Source organism: Fischerella sp., from assembly GCF_013388695.1.
Taxonomy (GTDB): domain Bacteria; phylum Cyanobacteriota; class Cyanobacteriia; order Cyanobacteriales; family Nostocaceae; genus PCC9605.
Genome location: NZ_JACAEU010000163.1, coordinates 17,020 through 33,970, shown reverse-complemented (window position 1 = coordinate 33,970; position 16,951 = coordinate 17,020). Strand labels below are relative to the sequence as shown.

Here is a 16,951-nt window from a genome sequence, read left to right as displayed (position 1 = left end):
AACTTTTTTATTAACAGTATGTACTCAGAAAATACCTTTTTCAAGCTAGACCCCACAGGTAAATAGCCTACAACGAGGGGATGAAAATCTCTTCCCCGCTTTCCGATCTCTTCCGATCTCTATTGTCAAGACAGCCTGGGATCTAAGGCATCTCTCAAACCGTCTCCAATAAAATTAATACTCAGTACCGTCAGAAATATTGCCGTCCCTGGAAACAGCACCATATAAGGAGCAAATTCCAGAAAATTTTGTGCTTCATAAAGCATTCGTCCCCAGGTTGGTACATCTGGCGGAAAACCAAGACCAAAAAAACTGAGGGTTGATTCCGTGATAATTGCATTGCCAACTGAAAGAGTAGCTGCAACCAGCACGGGACTAATGACATTTGGCAAAATGTGAATCCAAATTAGTCGCCTAGGATTAGCACCAAGTGCCCGCGCAGCCGTGACAAATTCCATTTCACGTACAGTCAAAAAATCGGCTCTGACTAGTCTAGCTACAGACATCCAATTGAGTCCACCAATAATCAAGACTACCAGTGCAAATATACCCAACTCTGGCCCTGCGATCGCTTTAATGGCATCACGGAATAGAAATATTACCAACAGTAACAACGGTAATCGCGGTAAAGCCAAGCACAAATCTGTCAACCGCATCAACAGCGTATCCAAAAAACCGCCATAAAAACCGGAGATCGCACCAATGAATGTCCCTATAAAGATAGCAACCAACATGGAAAAAATTCCCACGGCGATTGATATCCGTCCACCATATAACAACCTCGCTAATATATCCTGACCCAAATCATTTGTACCAAAGGGATGTTCCCAACTGGGGGGGAGACTAGATTTAGCGAAGTCAACTTGGTTGAAAGGAGTCGTGTATATAAATGGCCCCAAAATCACACTTAAAACTATCACCAGCAGCACCACAGTACCAAACAAAGCCTGACGGTTGCGCCGAAACTTGCGCCATATATCTAGACTGAGGGTTCTTTGTTCAAGGATAAAATCAGAACCGGAAAACTCGGAATCTACTGTGTTCTGATTTGGCGATCGCTCTAACATAAATTATTAGTTTCTCACTACTTCGTGTATTGAACACGAGGATCTAACCAACCGTAAAGAATATCTGCAAATAAATTAAAAATAACAATCAAAATTGCATAAATAAAAGTAATTGCCATCACGACTGGTGTGTCGTTGCGATAAATAGATTCAATTAATAAAGCACCAATACCAGGAACACGAAAAACCTGTTCTGTCACCAAAGCCCCTGCAAAAATATTGGGAATATCTAACGCCACTAACGTAACTACAGGAATTAAAGCATTCCGCAAAACGTGACGCTTGATGACTGCAAAGGTAGATAATCCCTTAGCATAAGCAGTACGCACGTAATCTTGATGAAGTTTTTCTAAAACTTCGGAACGGACAAAACGCATTAACAATGCTGTTTGCCAAAGTGTCAGCACACACACAGGCATAATCGATTGTTTAATTTGGGCTACAAAACTCTGCCAATCTGTCACCTGCAAAGTACTGTTATAGATAAAAGGTAGCCATTTTAATTGCACGCTAAAGACAATAATAAATAGCAACCCAGTAAAAAATGTTGGTAAAGAAAATCCTAAAAATACGATAGTTGTCACTATCATATCTACAACTGAATGGCGTTTAAGAGCGGAAATTACCCCCAAAGGAACAGCTAGCAGCGCACTGATAACATAAGCAGAACCAACTATCCATAAAGTTGTCGGTAGGCGTTGGAGAATCAACTCACTGACTGAGCTACGGCTGGTGAAGGAATAACCCATATCTCCACTGATAAAAGACGTAACCCATTTGATGTAACGGATATGCATCGGTTGATCTAAACCCAGCGATCTTTTCAAATTCTCCCGAACTTCTGCTGTAATGGAGGGATTAAGCGCAAATTCACCCATCGGATCGCCTGGTGCTAATGCCAAAATTGCGAAGACAACAATACTGATGGCAATGAGTGTCGGGATAGAAGTTAGTAAACGATTGATTAAATATTTGGTCATGCCATAGCTACTCGTTTTCTAACATTCTCTCTTAATCTGAATTCGATTGGGAGAGCCAGAGGCTCTAATTCTCGTTACCAGGTTAAACCTAATAACGAGGGTTTGGAGACTTTGCCTCCAGGCTGTTTCACTCACTATAATCTATTCATCTGAAAATAGCTGTCAGTTTTTACTTTTGATTTGGTTTGACTTACTAGGAGGGACGTAAAATTTTTCTAGAGATGGTATTGACCAAAAAAAGTGAGTTCTTACTAGCAAAACACTAAGAGAGATAATTCCTAGTAGCACTGTTGCTAACTTATTTCCCCAAGTTGATTGTAAAGAACCAAGATAATGAGAGCCAATCATCATAGTATGAATGGCACTCAATAACAAAGCTGGTAAACTCAACAGATGAATTTGCCGCCAGCGCTTGCCTAAAGACTTTTGTAATGAATCAAAACTCGTCATAGCAGCAGGAGTCATTAAAACCAGTGCCACAGTACCCGCAACCATACCCCACTGAAAATCTGGAGGCAAGAAAAAGAAGGCAGCAAAATTCCATTGCAGTGAGTGTTCCATCATATGGGTGGTGTGGACAATGGCAAGCACAAAAGCGCCTACTCCCAAAGCACGACGATAACGTAGAGGTGCTCCCCACAAGCCGCTCATCGGACGAGCAATGAGCGCCAACATGAGTAATATCAGTGCGGCATGTCCGGTGTAATCTGCCATTGTATCGCCAGTCCGCAACAGTGTTAGCACACCAATGGTGAGAGTTACCCAGCCACCTAAACGAAACAATTGACTGCGCCTATCTTTACTCAGTACAGATGCAGACACACCTACACCTAGCATTGTGGGGAGGGTTCCCAAGCCAAAAACCAACATTGTTAATGCACCCATCCACAAATTACCAGTTTCCGCAGCTTTAATTTGAGCTACATACAAAAAACCACAGGGCATTAAACCCCAAGTCATGCCCAAAACTGCTGGCGTCCACCATTTGTTTTGAAGAGAAACCTTGACCATTCCCGCACTCAAGCGGTTATGCAAACTCCCCTGCAATAGGGGGTGTAATACTGGTATCCGGGGCAGCAAATCGGGTTTGATTTGTCCTAGCCCAAACCAAATCAACATAATACCAGTAATTATTGCTATCCACTGGCGTAATTGGCTACCAATACCTGCCATTTGACCACTAGCAAGCAATACCGAACCCAGCGCTCCAATTCCCGCACCGACTAGAGTATAGCTCAGCATCCTCCCCAAGTTAAGCAGAGTGTGAAACTTGAATTGCTGTCGCCAATGATCATTTTCCTGTTGATGAGACAGAGAAAAGGCCACTGCCAAGGGACCGCACATCCCTAAGCAATGTCCAAAACTTCCCAGGAATCCCAAAGTCACGAGCAACCACAAATCCAACATTTTCACTTAGCTTTATTCAAGGTGATGTTTGCTTTTCTCTCTCATCAAAGTTTATTGCTCCTGACCCTCGTTGTGGGTTGCTCTTGGTAATTCGATAACTATTTCATAGGGAACTTTAAGCTAAGTTTTGACCTCTGTCAAAAGACGAACTGTCGAATTTGGTGAAAGTGCTATTCTAGGTCAAGAAGGCATGGATGTATCCCATGAAAAAATGGATTTGGTTGCTGCTGGCAGTATTGGTTGCATTTATTGAACGCTCCTTTTTTACCGGAGCCGCACAAGTTGTAATTAATGCTACAACTTATTTGTTAGCAAATTGATCTGGTTTAGATGCTCCAACTGTTCATCCTCAAGGTAAGACTAGCCTTGTGTGAGCCATAAAAATAATGATTTTGCTTGGTGTCTTTGTGTCTTGGTGGTGAAAAAATGTTTTTTAAACCACTAAGACACTAAGACAAAAAGGTAATAAATAAAACACTTCGTTTCGCAATAATCTCTCAGTATGTCGCCGCTGCTGTAGTTGGTATGCGCTTTAATTCTGGGTCTGTGTCTAGGTTAATGTGGTATAAGCCAAAATCACTGGCTGGGCCAAATTTCAAATTAAGCGACACAAATTCCATATCTAGGTAAAAGTTCGTGGATGATGTAAAAGTGATGTGCCTGCAAAGCGTCGTGAAATAGTTTCCAATCACTGGCTAAAAAGGTGGAGTGATAAGAAAATACTTCGTTTTCCCGGTCTACATCATCTTCTGTACCAAGGGCTAAATATTTCCAAGAATTTTTGCCTTTGGGGATATAGGTGACATATGCTTTGCCAAAACTAAACTTACCCTCAGCGATCGCTTGCAACCATTTTTTGTGTCTCACACTACCACTATTATCAGTAATATTTTCTAGCATGTAAGCAATTGTAGCCTTATCCGATTGCGGCAGTCCCGGCACAGATGCGTCTGGATCGCCTGCTAGATACCGCTGCATCGCTTTACACATATAATCAGCCGCCTCCAGAAAATCTTTAGGATTGTTTCTGGCAATTTTCTCACCCCTGCCATTGGTATAACCCCAACGTAAAAACGGCTTATCGGGGTGGCCGAGAACTGCTCCGTGTCCTAGAGGTAAAGCTTCGCTAACAAAGTAATTTTTTAGACGATCCATAAGACTGCGATCGGGTTTGCCGTATTCATCCACCAACTTTTTAGCTTCATTAACTTGATGGTTGACACCGGCAAAGCCCTGATGCGCCCAAGTGTCAACATATACATGCATTGTGATGCCAAGGCGATGCAGTCCGTAGGAGGTATCACGGCGGAGGATGCACTCTTTGACCATATCCTTAGCTATGTAGCTATTAGGGCGACAAATGAGCTTGTCAATAAAGTTTCTCGACGGGTCTTGCCCTGCTTTTAGTCCGCCGTTTCCTGGCAGAAAATGAAAGGGAATCCAAACGCGGTGATTTGCCAGTTCCTGAAAGTTGCGATAGTCGAGCATTTTGTGGGCGGAACTGATGCGGCTAAATAGTGCGCCGTTATCAAAGCGGATAACTCCAGCATTCGTGGCGTCATCCACGTACTGAGCGCAGTAAGCAATGATACTAGCAGCTTCACGATCAAATCCAGCCAATCGTGCTGCTATGTAGGTGACACCATGATGAAAGTCGATTTGCATAATTGTTAGTAGTTAGTAGTTAGTAGTTAGTAGTTGGTGGTCGGTAGTTGGTTTACCATTCCCTATTCTCTATTCCCACTAACCACTATCCACTAACCACTAACCTTGCTTGTGAATAGAATTAAGTATTTCTTTACGAATGAATCAGTTTCGGTAACTCATTCGTACCAAGACAACGTTCCACTGTAGAAACAAGTTCCTGTTCTACATAAGGTTTGGTAAGATATGCAGCTGCTCCTAGATGTTGTGCCATCTGACGATAGGTTTGCACGCTCCGAGATGTAAGAATTACAACAGGCTTGTGGGCAAAATGAGGATACTGGTGGAGACGGCTAAGGAATTCCAATCCATTCATGGATGGCATTTCTAAGTCAGAAATCACCAATTGAATTTCAGGATGTTGCTGTAATTGTTTTAGTGCTTCTAGTCCATTTTGTGCCTGCAAGACTTGATAGCCAAATTTTTGCAAAATCAGGGAGAGAGTTTGGCGAAAACTGAGGGAATCATCTACAACCATTACCACTTTTGTAGCAGCGTGAGTTGGCAATACAGACGAAGGTGTTATAGCTGGAGTTAACAATGGCACAGACTTCTCAGTCACTGCTGAGGGCTGTAAATAGTTTTTTTGCTGCCCAACATTTGCTGCTGGTAGCCTCATGTACTCTAATTGTGCTTGCATTTGCTGTGCTTGTGTCAATAAAGTACCATCGATGACTAAAATCAGCTTGCCATTTGCCAAATTTGTACAGCCATAGATATACTTTGGTGGTGCGATCGCCCCTCCCAAAGGTCGAATCACTAATTCTTGTTCACCAATAATTTGATCGACAACTAAAGCCACAATCCCTTGTTGACAACGCAATAACAATACAGGTGAGTGCGTGTTTGGGGTGTGATGATAATTGCAGCCAGTATAAGGCATTAAGTCTGCCATCTGCTGTAAATTGACCATGCACTCATCTTTACCTATCTGCAAGTAAAGAACATGCTTGCCATCAAATACTTTGATTTGTTCAGGAGTTGGAATCAGGATTTTTTCAATACTGTCCAACAGTAGCGCGTAAGTTACACCCCCCGCTTGGACAAGCATCAGTTTTTCAGTTGTCATAGAAAAAGGAATTGTCAGGATAAAAGTTGTTCCCTGTTCGGGTAAAGATTGCACTGTCACCGTACCGTTGAGGGCTTGTAATTGCGATCGCACAATGTCTAAACCCATTCCCCGTCCCGAAATTTCACTGACTTTATCAGTAGTGGAAAATCCCGGTGCAAACAGGAATTCGAGGAGTCGATCTGGTGTGGGATGAGTATTGTCTGCGTTTAACAATCCCAGTTGTATAGCTTTGGCGTGAATCTTTTCTAGATTCAATCCCTGTCCATCATCTCGGACTTCAATCACCGTTTGACTACCTCGATGGTAAGCACAGACTTCAATTGCACCTTGTTCTGGTTTACCTTGTTGGCGGCGTACTTCTGGTTGTTCAATGCCGTGATCGAAGGCATTTCGCAACAGTTGCACCAGAGGATCGTACAATTTTTCGGCGATCGCTTTATCTACCAGTACCTCTGTCCCAGTCAACTTCAACTCCACATGCTTGCTATATACCTGGCTCAGATGCTGTAACATTTGGGGGAAGCGATGTACAATCTGCTCCAGAGGTAACATACGTGCATTTACTAGCCGATCAATAATATTTAGCACCAAGCGCTGCTGCTTCTCGTGCATTTGCTGGGATTGTTGTAGCATTGCATTTAAAGAATCCGCCGTCTCTTGTAATTGCAGCGTTTCTTCGACAGCAGCATCTGACTCTACACGCCTTTCCCGAAAATCAAATTTTGATACGTCTTGATGGAGATGCAACGTCCCTAGATGTCTGTGCAATTGCTGCGACAAAACTGTTAGGGTATCTTTGAGTTGTTCATTTTGCAAACTACGTCTTTGTTCATAAACCAGTAATTCTCCAACTAAATAATCAAGGCGTTTTAGTTCTTCTACATCGACACGTACAAATGTTTTCTGGCGTGGGCTTGCTGAAGATACAGAAGGCGATTTTGGTGTAGAATTGTTGTTGAGTGCAACCGTAGACTCTGCTGTTACTAAAGTCTGAGTATCAACAATTTCTGGTGTTTCTGATATTTTGGTTGAGAATTGTTCTGCGTTCAGATTCGTAGAAGGTTCTTGTTCTTTCCAACTTTTTTCTCTAAAATTATCAGTAATTAAAGGTGGCTTAGTAGAGATTATTTCTTGTGAATCTTTAACTAACAGCTTTAATTTCTGACTTTTGAACCATTGCTTTTCCTGGGAAGTAACAGGCGGATATTGTTTATATTCTTGCGCTACAGCTTGAATTTGGCGTGTCAATTCTTCTAATATTGCAGTATTCGTTGCACCTTTGTGTGCTTGAAAGCGTGCCACTGCCAAAAGAATTGTTAAAACCACACCTTGCCGATAAAGGATAAGGCTGTGGCTATCTTCTGGTTCAGAGATAAACTGCCAAAATTGCTGTAGCCAATCTTTTAAAGAATCATGGGTACTAAGATTTGGTAATTGGGGAACAAGTAACGATAAATTCAGATCTGAGGTAGGAATATGTAATTTATGCTTAAACCAGCCTAAAAGATAGTGGACAATTTGAAGATATAGTTTGGCAGTTTTAGATTTTAAACACTGGCCTTTAACTTGAAAATTTTGCGTTAAAAATTTATATAACTCTTGAAGTTCTGCGTTTAAAGTTGTGCTAAATATTGGTTGTAATGTCTTGGCATCGACATCTATATCTATATCTATTATTGATGTGGTAAATTTTTGCAAAGCGGCAGAAGGTGTGCCACCTTGAAAGCGATCGCCTCCTAGCACAGCATCTCGCGCTTGTTGTAAATCAGCTAAAGCTAACTCTCCTATTTTGAAGACTTCTTGTGTATTCGTCTCCAGTGCCTTGATTGTAGTTTCGGCAATCTGACTGAATCCGGGTAAATTTAATGATTCACCTAAGCCAACAAATACTTCCGCTTGAGAATACAATAACCCAGCCATTTCCATCACATCTGTAGTTGATTGCAATGCTGCTGCAATCGTTTCCAGTCTTTGTGTTACACCAGTTCCAAAAATCGACTGGACAATATCAAACCCCAATTCAGCAGATGTGGGTATATGGGTGTTATCCTCAAATGCATCTCCTAGTTTTTCCTGCAACTTAGCGAACACAGTCGCTGCCCGTTGGAGAATCTCCTCCTCATCGATACTTGTTCCTGTTAATTCTGCTGTTAGAGGTAAACGCAGACACTCATAAGCCTCCACAAGCAGCGTTTGTAATTGGGCGTCTACAATGACATCGGGGTTATACAGACACTTGACGATATCTTCTAGGTAATGCGCTACCTTGTTAATCACCTCTAACCCTATATTTGCTGCCCCACCTTTGATGGTATGGGTTGCCCGCATCAAAGTATGGACTTTGGCAGTACTAAAATCTGTCGATAGGCTAAACAGTTCCTGTTCAATTTGTTGCAGTAATTCTGGTGCTTCCGCTAGGAAATATATATAACCTTGTTCGCGGATTGAAGAGTCTGCGATCATAATATTCAATCACCTTCATTGAAAAGATGGGGAGAGTGGGGGAGTGGGCATCGGGCATTGGGCATTGGGCATAGTTAACAACCACTAACTACTGTACGGGCGTAGACGCGATAGCGGCTTCCCGCAAGGTAGCATTTGTACGAAGATATTTCGTTTTGATGGAAAGATATCCATACAAATGCTTCGCCCCTACCCACCAACCAACATACTTAGTTAACTTTAAATTGACTTGCTGTTGTCAGTAACTCTTTTGCCGTTGCTAAAAGCTGTTGAAAAACTTCAGCGAGGGCTTGTGCTTGGGCAACGGTATTGTGGGAAATTTCCGCGACTTGTTGCATGGAGGTAGTAACAGAAACAGAACGTGTCATTTGGGTTTGGGTAGCTGCGGTAATTTGCTCAAGCAGTTGACTAATCTGTGCTGTAGCTGCCACGATCGCGTTCAGGTTGCGTCGGGTTTCACTGACTAGATTTGTTCCTTCCAACACCTGTTGAATACCCGTTTCCATTGCCATTGCTACTTCCCCTGTTTCTGCTTGAATCTCCTGCACCAGTTTTTCAATTTCAATCGTGGCTGCGGCAGACTGTCTCGACAGGGAACGAACTTCATCCGCAACCACCGCAAAGCCTTTACCGTATTCGCCAGCGCGAGTTGCTTCAATGGCTGCATTCAAAGCTAAGACGTTTGTTTGGGTGGCAAAGTTACTAATCAAGTTCACTACTTTCGAGATATTCTGGGAAGAATCACTCAGACGCTTAATCTTCTTCCCTGTTTGGGCAACGGTTTCTCGAATTGCTTGAATGGCTTCTACTGTCTGGTTCATGGCGCGATCGCCATCTTCCAAGGTTTGGTTTGCCTTTTCTACAGCGACGTGAACTAACTCGGCACTTGTAACGACTGCTTGTGTTGAGTCTGCCATCTGTTGAATTTCACCCAAGGCAGCGGAGATTTCTTGTGACTGCTGCTGTGCTAAGTTGGTGACGCCAATCAGGGACAGATCGCTATTTTGAGAGGTTTGGGCGACTTGTTGGGCAGCTTTTTGTACCTGAATGACAATTTGTCGCAGTGCCTGTAAGGTATTATTGTAAGCATCAGTAATAGTGCCCAACTCGTCTTCTGCGATCGGGGCGCGGACAGTCAAGTCTCCTTTCAGGGCTGGTTTGAGGATTGCCAGTGTCTGAATGCAACGCTGTTGGAATAATTCTTTTGCTGCCTTTTCTCTGGCAGCGACTTCCGCAAGTTGGGCTGACTGTGCTTGAACTTGTTGCAGATACTCAACTTGTTGCAAGGCAAGTCCTAACTGATCGCCAACTCGGGCAAGTAAGTTGATTTCCCATTCTTGCCAATGGCGAGATTGGGAATTTTGATAAGCAGCGAGGATACCCCATAATTTCTCCCCAAAAAAGACAGGTGAAACAATATAAGCCTTGGCTTCAAATTCTTCCAACAATTCTATGTAACAGGGTGACAATCCTTGCTGATGGATGTCATCAATCGCCAGGCTTTCACCTTTGGCTAGCCGTCCCCCTTTGGTTTCTTGTAAGAAAGTATCTTGCCAATGCTTGCTATCTGTACTTACCAAGCGCCCCCAAGCACTAGCGACAGATTCCGCAATAAATTCCCCACTCCAGTCGTCACGGAAGCGATAAACCGCAACGCGATCGCAATGCAATAGTTGGCGGATATCTTGAGTCGTGGTTTTGAAAATCGTGTCTAAATCCGCAGATTGGCGCAGGCGGTTGGTAATCTTACTATAAGCTTTTTCTTGCTCAGCAATTTGTGCTAACTGGTCTGATTTTTCTTGCAACTTTTCCAAGTACTCAGTTTGGATGATGGCGACACCAAAGCCCATACCAATCTGAGTTAAAAAGCTGATTTCCCACTCTTGCCATTTTCGAGAATTAGAGTTTTGATAAGCTGCCAACAAGCCCCATAATTTCTCTCCAGAAAATACAGGCGCAATGATGTAAGCTTTAGCTTCAAATTGTTCTAGAATTTCTATATGACACTGGGATAACCCTGCTTTGTAGATATCATCAACTGCAAAGCTTTCACTACGGGCATAGCGTCCTCCTTGGGTATCTTGCAGGTGGGTGTCTGCCCACACTGTTTTGATATCAGGCCCGACTAAACGCACCCAGCCATTACCTACTGACTCAGCAATAAATTCACCACTCCAGTCAGAGTTGAAGCGATAGAGGGCGACGCGATCGCAACGCAGTAAGTTACGCACTTCTTGTGTGGTGGTTTGGAAAAACTTATCTACATTGGAAATGCGAAGAATTTTATCAACCACCTTGCCAACAGCTTTTTTCGCTAGTGCTTGCTGTTGTTGTTCTTTTTGAAACTGAAATCTCTGCAAAGCATATGTCAATTCAGTGGCAATTTGTGCCAGTAAAGTTATTTCTGCTTCTTGCCACTGACGGGTAGTGCCACACTGATGAACCGCTAACAATCCCCAAAATTCACCTTCTACAACAATAGGTAACGAGACACTGGCTTTAATTTGAAATTGTTCCCACAACTGGCGTTGATAAGGTGTTGGTTCTAACTGATTGATATCTGCGATCGCTACAGGTTCCAAATAGTCTGGATTTGTATTGACACCAAATAAAATGGCAGGCAAGTTTTCACCAAAAGCGGGTGTCCAACCCAGAGTTTTCGCTTCTGCTAATACCACACCTGTATCTAGATTATGCCAACGGTAAATCAAGACGCGATCGCCTGCTATTTTTTCGCGTACTGCTTTTGTCGTGACTTGAAACAGTGTATCTGTATCTGTGGCTTGCTGCATCTGATTAGCGATCGCCTGCCACTGCTGTCGCCAATTTTTAAATTCTTGAGCAATATTTTCTCTATCTAAACTTTCCGGTTGGTTAAAACCATAACCATTTTCTTGATGATTGTCATATGTAATCGTCATGGTGAACACCCCTATCAAAAATTAAATAAAAAACAAACAAAGCAACTAAAAAACACTCCATTCTATATATGAAGTGAGACATCCACGTAATTTCATCACACAACAAAGTGTAAGAATTATTTTGTCCTAGTCTCTAGCCTCTAATCCCTTTCTTCAAGACAAAATTTGGTTGTGACTTATCCATATTGGTGTTTGGAGTATAGCCTTAACATCCAAGCAAATTAATATTTCCTCAGCCGGATTCACGAAGTAACCTTGCACAAAAGGAGCCATTTCTGGAGAAAATAACTGACCATCTGGCGATTTCAAAAATTGTGGGTCAAATGGCTCAATATCTCGAATTTCACGCACTAATACCCCTAAAGATTTCTCTTCATACAAGAGTTTTATAGCCATAAGTTTAGAGGAAAAACGCGCTTGTAGTGCTAAGGGAGGATAACCTAACATATCCTCTAAATTAACTAGCCATAGCATCTCACCACGCCAATTGTATACACCGAAAACACAACTAGGCATCTGCGGTACTCGGCAGATATCTGTCAATGCAATGGGAAATATTTCTTGGACATATTCCAATGTGAGGAGTGCAATATCTTTTTCTCCTAAAGAAAAACTTAAAAATCTTTGCTGACTTTCTATTTTCATCTGTTCGGAATCACTTAATTAATTGCCTGGCAACTATAACAAGTTCATCTCTATCTATCGGTTTACTTATATAAGCATCCGCGCCCAACATATTGCCCCACATTTTATCAACATCACTATTTTTAGTAGAGCAAAATACTACAGGAATCTTATCGGTTGCAGGATTATTTTTGATTTCTCTACACATCTCAAAACCGCTTTTACCTGGTAATATCACATCTAGAAAAATTAAATCAGGCTGACTTTGCATCAGCTTTTCTTCGGCTTCTTCACTACTTTTGGCTCTAATAACGTGATATCCAGCTTGTTGTAGATAACTACTAATGAGTTCCAAATCTGCCAATCCATCTTCAACAACTAAAACTGTATTCATAGCGATTTAAAATGCGATTTTGTACTAATTCAAGCGAAAAAATTAACTTGCCATTTCTAAGATATTCTTAATTCTGAAGCGATTTTTATTAAATAGGTTCAGTATCAATACGTATAATCTAATTTTTTATATTATTAATTTTTATTTCAAATTATACTCATGATGCTTTGAGGCAGATATCTGCTTACATTTACTACCCTTGAATATTGACTGATTCTAAACTTGTACTGTCGCAGGTTTCTCAAGTATCTTATTGACTGATGATTGAACTGACAAATATTTACGTAATATACCCATCACTTTGTCAGCTACAATTGGTTTAGTGATAAAATCTGTAGATCCTACTACCTTAGCGCGAGTTCTATCAAAAATGCCATCACTGCCAGTTAAAATAATTATTGGTGTCTGATTAAAAAGAGAAATTCTTCGTAATTGAGCGCAAAGTTCATAACCATTTGTACATGGCATCATTAAATCTAAGAAAATCAGGTTTGGCTTTCGTTCAATTAAAATCTCTAGAGCTTTTGTAGAATCTTGAATATGAATAAATTTCAAACCATTAGGAATAATCATTTCACCCAAGATACGACCTACTTGTGGACTATCATCTACACAAGCGACTAATAGATTTGTTTGTTTGATTAACGGTGTATCCACAGAAGTTCCTGTGGCTGTATTTATATTTAAATGCCAATCTGTTACTTCTCGAAGCTGAATTTGTCCTTTTTTTATGTATGGTAATAAATAATTAGTGATAGGCAACACACCTTGCTTCATTTTTACAGCAATATCACGCAAAGTATATTTACCGTTAATCAAAGTGATGAAATGATTGTAGACACTTTGATTAACTTCTTGTTGCAATTGTTCTGGTTGGTTTACACAAGGCGCTAGATTAGGAGAAACTCTTGATAATCCTGCTTGTGACCAATTTTGCCATAACTGGCGTACCTGCTGCAAAGAGATTTCTATACTTGCAAAACTCATAGGTGAATCTAAAATAACTTCTAAACGACGTTCGCAAAAAACATGAGTAGAATGTGCTTGCTGGATAATATCAAACAAGATTTCTGCGATTGTACTTTCCACAATTATATTAACTTGTGACAATTGAATTTTCTGCTTTTGATGTAAAGCTTTCAATAACTGGTAATCCCAATTGTTTATCGATAGATTTTGCCAGCGCCACTGGATACTCTGCAAATCTATTTGAGGAAAATGTTGAGCCATGTGTCTGCGTAAGCGTCGGTGGGGGTGATTTCCACCTGTTGCCCAAACAATACTTCCTTGATGATAATAAAAGCGAAATTTATGGCGATTACTAGTTGTAATATCTAAAGCCCCACTATATTGTGTTTTATGAAAATTCTGAAACTCCAATAGTAAATTCTTCACACCCATCTGTTCAGGATGATTCATTTTATCTTTCTCCTAAGAATCCAGTTTGCTACTAATCTCAGCTGTCAACTGGTGTACTATAAAGCTATCAATTTGTAATCTTTTATGATGTAATTATTACAAGTTTGCAAAAAAATATATATCCGTGCAAATTCTGATTTTTTCTATGCAATATTTTTAATGAAAGTCATCTCAACCTTTATGATTCAGCTATTTCAGCTACTAATTAGTAAAGGAACAGCTTTATGTATGAAATTTAACACTTAATTATACTTATATCATAAATTACAATAATCATTGGCGCAAGATAGGCTTGCCAGGTGATCGCTTCTTTGTAAGTTAGTAAAATAAATTACATTAATACTACCGTAGAAAAAGCCTCCCATATGCAGTCAAACTGGATCGAACGGAAAGAGGCTAAAATCTATGTCTTCTGGAAAAAAAACTGCGACAGTTGCTAGAACGTCCAGAAATTCTGGTAATTCCTGGCGTTTATGACTGTTTGGGAGCAAAACTTGCTGAAAAGCAAGGCTTTGAAGTCGTGGCAACTAGCGGCTTTGGTATTGCTGCTTCTACACTCGGTTTGCCTGACTATGGTTTTCTCACTGCCACGGAAATGCTCTACAGTGTAGAAGGAAGAGGGAACCACGGTTAATTTTCATGAGTTGGTTAACTTCAAAGATTTTCAAGAACTCATCGGCGTTCCTGAGTATTTGCAAATAGAAAGGCAGTTTGCTGAGTAGGAGAATGGGAATGGGGAATGGGGAATAGGGAATGGGAGTGGGAGAGTGGGAGAGTGGGGGAGTGGGCATTGGGCATTGGGCATAGTTAACAACCATTAACTACTAACCACTAACCACTAACCACTAACTACTAACCACTAACCACTAACCACTAACTACTAACAACCAACCACCAACAACCAACAAACAACAACCAACCACAGATGCATCTGTTGTGCGATCGCGCTAGCTTGGTTAAATAGTTAAGTTAATTTCAGAAGCGCGTGTTAATGAATCAAAGCTTAAGTGTTGCTCTTAATCAGCAAAAGGATGGCACTACAGAAAATCCTACTGCTACCAAACAACAGCAACAAATCAAGCAACTAATAGTCCCTGCTTTAGAAATGCTTCTGGCTTTACCCCTTGGTTTAGCCCTTTCCCTATTCAACATTGGTGGAATTGCGTGGATATTTGGGGGTATTGCCTCTGGTGTAGCGGTACTTCAGACAAGCCGGATTTTTTATAACTATTCTCCCAAACCCAACCGCACTACTAGAAAGATTGGACTGGTACTTGCAGGGTTGACTATTGGTGCTTCTAATGCTCACACTAATCTAGCCAATGTTGCTGCTGGTGTTCCAGTTTTTATCTTTCTCACGCTTTTTCTACTGTTGTGTGGTAGCTGCATTGGCTATATTTACTCGCGTCTGAGCAAAACCAATCTCTTAACAGCAATGCTGGCTACAGCTCCTGGTGGTGTGGGTATTATGGCGGCGATCGCCGCAGATTACGATAAAAATGTCACCCTTGTAGCGCTCGTGCAAGCACTGCGCGTTACTTCCGTAGTTTTTCTAATTCCTTTATCAGCTAGAGTCTCAAGTAGCGCTTGTTTCCAACCGCAAGCACTATCTATAAAAGATGGCTTGTTTTCTTTCGAGCCATCTCATCTAGGATTACTCTCGTTAGCGCTGTTAGTAACAGGATTAGCAGTTTACCTAGCGACATTATTGAAAATTCCTGCCGCCCCTTTTTTTGCAGCATTATTAGTGGGGATGGCGTTCAATCCGGTTTTGGATTCGCTGCCTTTTGTAGGTGACATTAACTTTACTCCGCCACTTGCAATCAAGTTACTCGGTCAAATACTGTTGGGAATTACTATTGGTGAGTACTGGGGTGACAAATCTACGATCAGAAAACAAACTATAGGATATGCTTTGATGTCGGTAGCGATGACTCTCGCTGCTGGGGCGATCGCTGCTTTGCTTGCCATGCAATTAACCTCTTGGGATTGGTTGACTTGTCTTTTGGTGACAGCACCTGGAGGATCTGCGGAAATTATCTTAGTTGCTCTGACATTGAATCATAATGTAGAAATTGTCACAGCAGGTCATGTAGTACGACTAATCGCAATTAACATTTCCCTGCCAATTTGGGTATTTTTGTTTCGCCATCTTGATATGAAGAGGACAGAAGGACTCCTACCTGAAAAGTAGAAAAATTAAGCTATACAACGCCTGATTAAATAATGGAAAGAACAGTAACGCCAAGAGTCAAGATTTGCTGTATCAGCAGCATTGAGGAAGCATGGACTGCTATCTGTTGCGGTGCATCTGCTCTTGGCTTCGTTTCTACAATGCCAAGTGGCCCTGGTGTCATCTCTTTTGAGCTAATTGCCGAAATCGCCGCTGCTGTACCACCGCCAATTGCTACTTTTTTGCTGACTTGCAGCCAAGATGCGAACGAGATTATAGAACAGCTGAAGTACTGCCGTACAAACACCGTGCAAATATGCGATCGCTTAGAATTTGGCAGCTATCAAGATATTCGCAACGCTTTGCCGGGAATCTCGATTGTGCAAGTAATCCACGTTAGTACAGAAGAATCGATAAAAGAGGCGATCGCACTAGCACCTCATGTAGATGCAATTCTTCTAGATTCTGGTAATCAATCACTGTTAGTAAAAGAGTTAGGAGGTACAGGACGCATCCACAACTGGAATTTGAGTGCTAAAATTCGCGAACTAGTGGACGTACCAATTTTCTTAGCAGGAGGGATAAAGCCTGAAAATGTTGCTTTAGCAGTCAAGCAAGTCGGCCCTTTTGGATTGGATTTGTGTAGTGGAGTTCGCAGTGATGGCAAATTAGATCCAGACAAGCTCAAGTGTTTATTTCAAGAGTTGAAATCTTGTATTTGACTATT

Annotated in this window: 11 protein-coding genes and 1 pseudogene; 3 read left to right on the top strand and 9 right to left on the bottom strand. The window is 41.4% G+C overall.

All coding sequences use genetic code 11. The features are described from left to right. Nucleotides 1-125: 125 nt before the first annotated feature. The 9 genes from HXY43_RS22640 to HXY43_RS22600 all read right to left on the bottom strand — a co-directional run bounded on the left by HXY43_RS22640 (nucleotide 126) and on the right by HXY43_RS22600 (nucleotide 14,051). Complete coding sequence (locus HXY43_RS22640) at nucleotides 126-1,067, bottom strand: ABC transporter permease (RefSeq protein WP_026731872.1); 942 nt, start codon at nucleotides 1,065-1,067, stop codon at nucleotides 126-128. Nucleotides 1,068-1,084: 17 nt separating this feature from the next. After that, nucleotides 1,085-2,047: an ABC transporter permease gene (locus HXY43_RS22635; protein ID WP_290888113.1), complete on the bottom strand. Its 963-nt coding sequence runs from the start codon at nucleotides 2,045-2,047 to the stop codon at nucleotides 1,085-1,087. A 162-nt stretch (nucleotides 2,048-2,209) separates the two neighbouring features. Further along, nucleotides 2,210-3,454, bottom strand: a complete 1,245-nt coding sequence (locus tag HXY43_RS22630) for a sulfite exporter TauE/SafE family protein (protein ID WP_290888216.1) — start codon at nucleotides 3,452-3,454, stop codon at nucleotides 2,210-2,212. Nucleotides 3,455-4,054: 600 nt separating this feature from the next. Next, a complete protein-coding gene (locus HXY43_RS22625; protein WP_290888110.1) occupies nucleotides 4,055-5,119 on the bottom strand; it encodes a DUF6765 family protein in 1,065 nt (354 codons plus the stop codon). A 133-nt stretch (nucleotides 5,120-5,252) separates the two neighbouring features. Then, the gene (locus HXY43_RS22620; RefSeq protein ID WP_290888107.1) at nucleotides 5,253-8,693 is read right to left on the bottom strand and encodes a hybrid sensor histidine kinase/response regulator; all 3,441 of its coding nucleotides are present in this window, start codon (nucleotides 8,691-8,693) and stop codon (nucleotides 5,253-5,255) included. Nucleotides 8,694-8,902: 209 nt separating this feature from the next. Further along, a complete protein-coding gene (locus HXY43_RS22615) occupies nucleotides 8,903-11,614 on the bottom strand; it encodes a GAF domain-containing protein (protein ID WP_290888105.1) in 2,712 nt (903 codons plus the stop codon). Between the two features lie 153 nt (nucleotides 11,615-11,767). Beyond that, nucleotides 11,768-12,259: a chemotaxis protein CheW gene (locus HXY43_RS22610; protein WP_290888102.1), complete on the bottom strand. Its 492-nt coding sequence runs from the start codon at nucleotides 12,257-12,259 to the stop codon at nucleotides 11,768-11,770. 10 nt (nucleotides 12,260-12,269) lie between these two features. Continuing rightward, entirely contained in the window at nucleotides 12,270-12,632 is a 363-nt protein-coding gene (locus tag HXY43_RS22605) for a response regulator (RefSeq protein WP_026731862.1), read from the bottom strand. A 216-nt stretch (nucleotides 12,633-12,848) separates the two neighbouring features. Next, a complete protein-coding gene (locus HXY43_RS22600; RefSeq protein ID WP_290888097.1) occupies nucleotides 12,849-14,051 on the bottom strand; it encodes a response regulator in 1,203 nt (400 codons plus the stop codon). A gap of 412 nt (nucleotides 14,052-14,463) precedes the next feature. On the opposite strand from HXY43_RS22600, the pseudogene HXY43_RS22595 reads away from it, so the two are divergent. The 3 genes and pseudogenes from HXY43_RS22595 to HXY43_RS22585 all read left to right on the top strand — a co-directional run. Then, nucleotides 14,464-14,670 (top strand): annotated as a pseudogene (locus HXY43_RS22595) (isocitrate lyase/phosphoenolpyruvate mutase family protein); the annotation flags it as partial. Nucleotides 14,671-15,042: 372 nt separating this feature from the next. Next, on the top strand, nucleotides 15,043-16,245 hold the full coding sequence (locus HXY43_RS22590; protein ID WP_290888094.1) for an AbrB family transcriptional regulator: 1,203 nt from the start codon (nucleotides 15,043-15,045) through the stop codon (nucleotides 16,243-16,245). A gap of 32 nt (nucleotides 16,246-16,277) precedes the next feature. Continuing rightward, entirely contained in the window at nucleotides 16,278-16,946 is a 669-nt protein-coding gene (locus HXY43_RS22585; RefSeq protein WP_290888090.1) for a phosphoribosylanthranilate isomerase, read from the top strand. The last annotated feature ends 5 nt before the right edge of the window (nucleotides 16,947-16,951 follow it).

What these genes read in the sequence shown, in the direction of transcription:
- HXY43_RS22640 (WP_026731872.1), bottom strand. Translation starts at nt 1,067, where the DNA reads ATGTTAGAGCGATCGCCAAATCAGAACACAGTAGATTCCGAGTTTTCC.
- HXY43_RS22635 (WP_290888113.1), bottom strand. Translation starts at nt 2,047, where the DNA reads ATGACCAAATATTTAATCAATCGTTTACTAACTTCTATCCCGACACTC.
- HXY43_RS22630 (WP_290888216.1), bottom strand. Translation starts at nt 3,454, where the DNA reads ATGTTGGATTTGTGGTTGCTCGTGACTTTGGGATTCCTGGGAAGTTTT.
- HXY43_RS22625 (WP_290888110.1), bottom strand. Translation starts at nt 5,119, where the DNA reads ATGCAAATCGACTTTCATCATGGTGTCACCTACATAGCAGCACGATTG.
- HXY43_RS22620 (WP_290888107.1), bottom strand. Translation starts at nt 8,693, where the DNA reads ATGATCGCAGACTCTTCAATCCGCGAACAAGGTTATATATATTTCCTA.
- HXY43_RS22615 (WP_290888105.1), bottom strand. Translation starts at nt 11,614, where the DNA reads ATGACGATTACATATGACAATCATCAAGAAAATGGTTATGGTTTTAAC.
- HXY43_RS22610 (WP_290888102.1), bottom strand. Translation starts at nt 12,259, where the DNA reads ATGAAAATAGAAAGTCAGCAAAGATTTTTAAGTTTTTCTTTAGGAGAA.
- HXY43_RS22605 (WP_026731862.1), bottom strand. Translation starts at nt 12,632, where the DNA reads ATGAATACAGTTTTAGTTGTTGAAGATGGATTGGCAGATTTGGAACTC.
- HXY43_RS22600 (WP_290888097.1), bottom strand. Translation starts at nt 14,051, where the DNA reads ATGAATCATCCTGAACAGATGGGTGTGAAGAATTTACTATTGGAGTTT.
- HXY43_RS22590 (WP_290888094.1), top strand. Translation starts at nt 15,043, where the DNA reads ATGAATCAAAGCTTAAGTGTTGCTCTTAATCAGCAAAAGGATGGCACT.
- HXY43_RS22585 (WP_290888090.1), top strand. Translation starts at nt 16,278, where the DNA reads ATGGAAAGAACAGTAACGCCAAGAGTCAAGATTTGCTGTATCAGCAGC.